Origin of the sequence: Priestia sp. JV24 (assembly GCF_025910025.1) — a bacterium.
GTDB lineage: Bacteria > Bacillota > Bacilli > Bacillales > Bacillaceae_H > Priestia > Priestia megaterium.
Genome location: NZ_JAPCIN010000039.1, coordinates 1 through 5,325 on the forward strand (window position 1 = coordinate 1; position 5,325 = coordinate 5,325).

General features: G+C 33.5%; 5 protein-coding genes and 1 pseudogene. 3 read left to right on the top strand and 3 right to left on the bottom strand.

The features are described 5' to 3' along the window. Nucleotides 1–71 precede the first annotated feature (71 nt). Complete coding sequence (locus tag OK414_RS27865) at nucleotides 72–587, bottom strand: DUF3967 domain-containing protein (protein WP_233335551.1); 516 nt, start codon at nucleotides 585–587, stop codon at nucleotides 72–74. A gap of 855 nt (nucleotides 588–1,442) precedes the next feature. Here OK414_RS27865 and OK414_RS27870 point away from each other — a divergent pair. Both OK414_RS27870 and OK414_RS27875 read left to right on the top strand, forming a co-directional pair. Further along, complete coding sequence (locus OK414_RS27870) at nucleotides 1,443–1,979, top strand: replication/maintenance protein RepL (protein ID WP_016766104.1); 537 nt, start codon at nucleotides 1,443–1,445, stop codon at nucleotides 1,977–1,979. Between the two features lie 161 nt (nucleotides 1,980–2,140). Continuing rightward, on the top strand, nucleotides 2,141–2,491 hold the full coding sequence (locus OK414_RS27875; protein WP_016766105.1) for a helix-turn-helix transcriptional regulator: 351 nt from the start codon (nucleotides 2,141–2,143) through the stop codon (nucleotides 2,489–2,491). A gap of 50 nt (nucleotides 2,492–2,541) precedes the next feature. Here OK414_RS27875 and OK414_RS27880 read toward each other — a convergent pair whose 3' ends face one another. Then, a complete protein-coding gene (locus OK414_RS27880; protein WP_233335550.1) occupies nucleotides 2,542–3,042 on the bottom strand; it encodes an HTH domain-containing protein in 501 nt (166 codons plus the stop codon). Between the two features lie 243 nt (nucleotides 3,043–3,285). On the opposite strand from OK414_RS27880, the gene OK414_RS27885 reads away from it, so the two are divergent. After that, a complete protein-coding gene (locus OK414_RS27885; protein ID WP_233335549.1) occupies nucleotides 3,286–3,711 on the top strand; it encodes a hypothetical protein in 426 nt (141 codons plus the stop codon). A gap of 1,027 nt (nucleotides 3,712–4,738) precedes the next feature. Here OK414_RS27885 and OK414_RS27890 read toward each other — a convergent pair. Further along, nucleotides 4,739–5,325: pseudogene (locus tag OK414_RS27890) on the bottom strand (plasmid recombination protein); the annotation flags it as partial.

Sequence of the window (5,325 nt, forward strand, 5' to 3'; positions counted from 1 at the left end):
TGTCTTATAAAAAACGTTGTATATACTGTACATATATCAGAACTTATATTGTTTATGAGACTTAAAATACATTAAGCTTTCCAAAATTCCCACCACTTCTTTTTTTCTTGAGCAGCAGCAAGTTGTTTTCTTGTTTCCTGAATTTCACGTATATGGCTCATACTTTGCTGATCCATACGTTCTACTAGCTTTTTATTGAATTCCATCTGTTCTTGTAATTGCTTTTTTATTTCTTCAATATTTTGAGCCATATCATCAATTTTATCTTTGAACTCATGAGCTTGAACGGCCATCTGTGCAGGTTGCATGGGGGGCGTTCCTTGCCGTGCACCGTAGCGTTCAACAACTTCTAAACATGCTACTTCTTTGGTTTTTCTTTGAACTTTTACTATTTGTTTAAATAGCTGTAAAGCGTTTAAGTCATGTTTAGTAAAAGCCCGACTATCATTCTCTCCTTTAACAAACTTATAACCTGTGGCCTCCAATTGGATACACCACTTTCTTAAAGTACTATCTGACACCTCTAGCTTCTTTGCTACCTCACCAGTCCAATACGCCGGCTCTTGGCCAAGTTTCGCTTCTGACATATCGTTCCCTCCCGTGCAATTATAATTATATAAATAGTTATACTTTGTATCTCAAATATCCTTTAAACAATAACAAAGAACGCCCCCCATGCATATCATTTTAACCATGCACGGGGGGCGTTCTTATATGGTAAATCCTATTATATCAAGGTTTTGACGCTAATTTGTTTTCTAAGGTTTTATTTATAAGAAAAACAAGTGCATGCCCCCCATGCAACCAATTTTCATCAGATGCATGGCAGTCGTTCTTACCCGTTTCCCCGTTCGTTTTGGGGTGGAGTGCTGGCTAGGGGTTTGGGGACTAGTCCCCATTTGCGTCTCTTAATTTTTAAGAAGTAGAAATTAAGGACGGCTGCTCTGGCGGTTCGGCAGGTACAATTGCTAGAACAAGCCGATCATCGTTAACTTCGTTTTGGGTATGGTCGGCTTGGCGAGATAACCAAACCTGCCGAAATTTGAAATGCAAGGAGAAAAGAGTGGAGATTTTTTAAGTGTTTTTCTTAAAAAATACTACTCGAACCTTGTATTGAAAAGAGCCAACATCAGATATAAGAAAGGGGACTAGCTATAAAGGTTGATATAATAGGATTTTCAGAGTTTGAATGTAACATAAGCTGTGATACATATATGTAACATAAGCTATGATACATAAAGTTTCCACAAGTAACATTTTTGTCTTTACATGTATCAAAAAATGTTATACGATGTATCAAAAGAGGAAAAAACACTCATTTTTGATACAAGATGTATCAAAAATGAAACATATATGTATCATAGCTCATGAAACAACTTGATACAAGATGTATCAAAAATGAAACATATATGTATCATTTAATTTTGAGGAGGGTTATACATATGACCGAACAACCAAAAGTTACACTTGAATTGAGCCAGAATGAATTTAAAAAGTTACAACGTTTTTTAGAAATTCAGGAACAAGAAGAAGAAGTTCAAAAACAAAAAGAAGAAAAAGATAAAAACACAAATTTTGTTCAATTGTATAGAGACAATATGCCAGAGATTCGTTGGTTAATGACTAATCATGGATTTGCTTCTTCAGTTTTATTTTTTATTTTAGAACACATGGATACTCGTAACGCTTTGGCTTGTTCCTATGAAGTATTTATTGATTACTTTGGTAAATCTCGTATGACAATTTATAGAGCTATAAAACTGCTTCAAGAAAACGGGTTTATTGATGTTTTAAAAATGGGGTCATCAAACGTTTATATTGTAAATTCTGATCTAGCATGGACTGATTATAATTCGCACAAAAAATTTGCTAAATACGATGGGAAAATTCTTGTGAGTAAAAAAGAAAATAAGGATTATCAATATAGAAGTCAATTTGATAGATTCAAAGCTTTAAGAGAAAGAGAAGGCTTAAAATAATTTAAGGAGGTGATTAAAACGACTTGCATCAAGATTAGACACAACAAAATAAAAAGGGCATTTCTCCTGGCAGAGAAACACCCCATGTCGTAACTAGTACAACGTATATACCGATATTAATTATAACATGGGTTGCCCTCAAAAAATAGGAGGGTCTTATCATGGATCAAAGCGAAAAACTATTAATGGGTATTGAAAGTATTCTAAGTGTAGCTTCTGATTTAGTTGATGAAGTTGCTCGACTAAAGAATGTTGAAGAAGAATGCAAAATCCTAAAAGAGAAAGTATTTATGAACCAGTTTACTAAAGCAGAACAAGAAGTCTTTGCTCTTGCTATTGATGGTCATTCTATTTCAGAAATACAAAACCTTCTCCATAAAGAAGAAAGCACTATAAAAAATCAAAGAAAAAGCATCTTAAAGAAATTAAATACGGAATCTATGACAGAGGCCGTTCAACAGTTTCAAAACCTACATCAAGAACCTTCACAAAAACTAATAAAAATTTCTTAAACATATTAGCCTTTAAGGCTAAAGAAGCAGGCTTAAGCCTGCTTTTCTTTTTAGTCTAATAATCCTTTCTCCTTAAACACTTTTCTCAGAGCTTCATTTACTAATTCGGATTTATAACTTTTGGGGACTCGATCAATAATACTTAGCACATCATTATCAAAGTAAAAACCTCGATATACTCGTTTTGAACGGTCTTTTGGACTTTGCAGCAACAAATCAATTGCATCTACTGTGCTAGCTTTTGAAGAGCTAGTGCTAGTACTTTCGCTTTCATCAACATAGCTCGTACTAGCTGCCATCTCGCTAATAGTTAACTTTTGTTCTGCTGGCATTTTACTGTTTTTCGAGATAAGGGTACGAAAATCAACATCTAAAGGCTCTGATTCTTCTCCAACATAGCGATAAATACCTTCCTTACTGTCCCATTGATAACCTAATTTCTTAATCTTTAATTGAATCGTACGAGTACTCACATCATACTGATCAGCTAATTCTTTAATAGTGATTTCTTTCATCATAATCCCATTTAACATCTTTTTTACCAGCATCATACTAGCCTCCATTTTCGTATTAAGAGTATAATACTAGTATTCAAATGCAAGATGATATTTCCTGCTATTACTTCTCTTACTTGTTAACATAAAACATTTTCGGAACACATTAAATAATAAGATGAACAAAGTTTCTATGAAAAAACTGTTTCCGATTGACAAGATATTTCGTTTTTTTTATCTTTAAGATGTATATCAAATACACTTTAAATAAGTTGATTATTAATTTAAAGGAGACAGAACATGAATACTATGATAACTAAATGGATTCCTGTTCCTTATTTTCAAATCAATCAAAAAGGTACGATTTTAAATTCTTCAAACACAACTCATTCATACTTTCCAGATGCATCTAATATATGGAATATCATTCATGAGAAAGACCGAGATAAGGCTATATTAATGCTCTCACATAGTGATAATTCTTATCCTATGACAAAACATCTCGTTTTAAAAATACGTAACAACTTATTTGGGAATTTTAAATGTACGATTCAATGGAAAGATGGTATAGGTCACCTGGTATGTACAGAAGCAAAAAGCGTTAAAGTTTCAACTATTACACCTTCATCTGTTCAAAAATCTTTAATAAACACTCAAAAACGATTAAAAAAATCAGAAGAACGTTTAGACAATGCTGCTAAAATAGTACATCTAAAAAAACAATAATGTTTGCTTTTTTAGATCAATTTTTTTATATTGAGCAAACTACCCAAGATGTTCCGAGCATCAACTGATAAATAGTGATATCTATAGCAGAAAAACCTACTGATCCCTGTTCAGTAGGTTTTTCGTTTTTAAGCTGTATAAGATATACAAAGTTAGTTAACATAATGTCTCTTTCCGGAACACATCAAAAAAGAGAACCCTTACGCCCCAAGGGTTCGAAGAAGTTCTCTTTTTCTCTTTTATGCAACTTTTTATACATTGTTGATAGAATAGGCATTCTATTGAGCAAATCAATGAAAACAATGTATAAGAAGTCCACCTTTTATGCATATGTATAATGATTTAACTATATTATAATTACCAATAATTACATGTCTCTCTGAGATTAATCTGTTAAAAAAACAAAAAAAGCTCTAGTCAAATGTGCCCTTTAGACTGGAGCTTTTTTATACATATCTTACTTACAAGCTATAAATTAGCAATATTATCCAAAATGTGTTATTGTTGCATTCATTACTTCAGATTTCAACGTATTTGAAGGCAACCTCATTCTCCTATGACAAAGATGAGGTTGCTCTTTTTTTATTTTTACACGCAGCAACACATTTAAAATAGTCCTTAATTACAGAACATGGTAATCTACTTATGTTTCATACTTCGGATACGTATGGACAAACCCTTATGAAAGAGCAATCTCGATTGCCAATGCCCAGATTGCTTCTTTTATTTTGAAATTTGTATGACAAGTTTCGTTTTATTATGTTACACTAAAAGAGCTAACGACCTAATCTAACTTTTTCTTTTACTTTTGCAAAGTAAAATTCCTAAACAAAAAAGAGCAAACCTTCTCCAATGCCAGTTGAGATAGGATTGCTCTTTTTTATTTAAATCCTTTAATATCAGCTTATTTATCAGCAAAACCATACGTGTAAGCGTTCAACAATAAATAAATATCGTAAGCAGCTACCACTGCAAAAGCAATAAGTAAGAGTGTCGTTTTTATTTTGCTCAACTTCATGTCTCCTTTTTACCGTTCTAAGTCTTGTTCCTGACGATTTGATCGTTTAGCGATCCCACCGACATATTGAAAAAATGAAATCCTCTTCATCTTCTCCACATTCTGATCAATCCAATTCAATGCTTTTTCCTTCCAAGCTTTTAATGTTTTGTTCTCTTCTTTTAATTCCTGAACCTGCTTATTCGCCTCATCAAGCTCTTTTTTGGGCACATAATCCTTTATATAACCAAGATTCATCTCCGTTAAGCTCTCATTCACTTCTTTTTCCCGTACAAGCTCTTTTTTCGTTTTCTTATGTTTCTGCTTCTCAATTGTCAAATTATCGCTTAGAGAGCCTATATGAGCCTCATACTGCGTATCTTGTTCTCTCGTAACCTCATCTTTGACCTTTTCCTTTTGTTCAGCTGAGAAATCACGCACAAGCTTCTGGCGCATTTGTTTCTTCGCCTTTTCCACTTGGCCGTCTTGATCCGCCACATATACCTCTAATTCTTGCCTTGTCTCATCCAAAACATTCTTCAGTGTCTTGTTCTCTTTTTCATAGCGATCAAGCTCATGGCTCAATGCATGCGTGCGCTCATGCTCGGCCGCCAATG

Excerpts from the sequence above, each read along its gene's own strand:
- OK414_RS27865 (WP_233335551.1), bottom strand. The coding sequence starts at position 587 with ATGTCAGAAGCGAAACTTGGCCAAGAGCCGGCGTATTGGACTGGTGAG.
- OK414_RS27870 (WP_016766104.1), top strand. The coding sequence starts at position 1,443 with ATGACCGAACAACCAAAAGTTACACTTGAATTGAGCCAGAATGAATTT.
- OK414_RS27875 (WP_016766105.1), top strand. The coding sequence starts at position 2,141 with ATGGATCAAAGCGAAAAACTATTAATGGGTATTGAAAGTATTCTAAGT.
- OK414_RS27880 (WP_233335550.1), bottom strand. The coding sequence starts at position 3,042 with ATGATGCTGGTAAAAAAGATGTTAAATGGGATTATGATGAAAGAAATC.
- OK414_RS27885 (WP_233335549.1), top strand. The coding sequence starts at position 3,286 with ATGAATACTATGATAACTAAATGGATTCCTGTTCCTTATTTTCAAATC.